Source organism: Siminovitchia fortis, assembly GCF_003605365.2.
GTDB classification, from domain to species: Bacteria; Bacillota; Bacilli; order Bacillales; family Bacillaceae_C; genus Siminovitchia; species Siminovitchia fortis.
On record NZ_QYTU02000092.1, the window covers coordinates 1 to 1,443 of the forward strand.

The 1,443-nt window shown below is 37.6% G+C and carries 1 protein-coding gene; it reads left to right on the forward strand.

What is annotated here, in order from left to right:
* Positions 1-71 precede the first annotated feature (71 nt).
* Positions 72-1,228, forward strand: a protein-coding gene (locus tag D4N35_RS17740; RefSeq protein ID WP_120076037.1) for an IS3 family transposase whose coding sequence is annotated in 2 segments (ribosomal slippage) — positions 72-315 and positions 315-1,228 — 1,158 coding nt in all. Because the reading frame shifts where the segments join, the coding sequence is not laid out codon by codon here.
* The last annotated feature ends 215 nt before the right edge of the window (positions 1,229-1,443 follow it).

The window sequence follows — 1,443 nt, forward strand, 5'->3', positions numbered from 1 at the left end:
TGATGCTAGTATAGTTTCATGGACACATCTAAGTTAAATTTATACAATGACTTTTAAGGAGGATGTGTCCGATGAGTAAGAAAAATAATGGGAAACGGTATAACGATGATTTCCGAAAAATGATTGTTGATCTTTATCATTCTGGCAGTTCTGTTAAAGATTTAAGTAGCGAATATGGCATCTCTGAAGTATCTATTTATGCTTGGATTAAGAAGTTTTCTCCAATCGAATTAGAAGATGGTTCATCTGTAACTCCAGATGATTATGCAAAGCTCCAGAAACAACTTCTCCGTATACAGGAGGAAAATGAGATATTAAAAAAGGCTATGGCCATATTCGCTCGAAAGTAAGTGACTCAGAACTAACTGAATTTATTACAGAACATAAAGATGATTATTCCATTCGTACGATGTGCGAAACCCTTGATATACCTAAAAGTACTTACTACCAATCATTGAATAAAACAGAATCGAATCGTGACCGTGAGAACCGTGAATTCACAGAAAAGATTATCCAGATTCATGAAGAAAGTAAGAAACGATATGGTGCACCTAAGATACATGAAACCCTTGAAAAACAAGGTCACAAGATTAGCTTAAAACGAGTTCAACGCCTGATGAAAGTAGCTGATATCCGATCCATCATCGTTAAAAAGTTCCGTCCGACACCTAGTAAAGAAAAGGTGGAAGAACGAGAAATTATTATTAACAGAGACTTTTCTACGACTACGATCAACCAAAAGTGGGTTGGGGATATCACGTATATTCACACGCTTCGTGATGGTTGGTGTTACCTTGCATCTGTATTAGACCTGCATTCAAGAAAGGTTATTGGGTATTCATTTGGACGTTCGATGACGACTGAATTGGTAGAAAAGGCTTTAGAAAACGCTTATGTCACACAGAAACCCAATGATGGTGTCATCTTCCATTCCGATTTGGGTTCACAATATACAAGCGACTCCTTCGCAGAAAAGATTCAGGATTATAAGATGACACACTCCTTCAGTCACAAGGGAAGCCCTTATGACAATGCTTGTATCGAGTCTTTTCATGCGATTTTAAAGAAAGAAGAAGTAAATCACGTACAATACTTAGATTTTAACGCTGCGAGAGTAGAGTTATTTAAATATATTGAAGGCTGGTATAACCGTAAAAGAATACACGGTAGTATTGGATATCTAACACCACAAGAGATGGAAGATTTAGCACTCCACCAAGCAGCATAATTGCACCACATAACATTAGAGCACGGCTTTACTTGGAGAGGTGAGCGTGGTAGGCTTTCGCCTGGCGAAATGTGTTTTACTAACCTTTCGTCTTTCGCAAATCACCACGCACACAGAGGCTCCATGTCAAGCCTTCAAATACACATTTAAATAAGTTTCGAAGCACAATGAAAAAAATTAACTTTTATGTGTCCTAAATATTGACGTAGATCCAG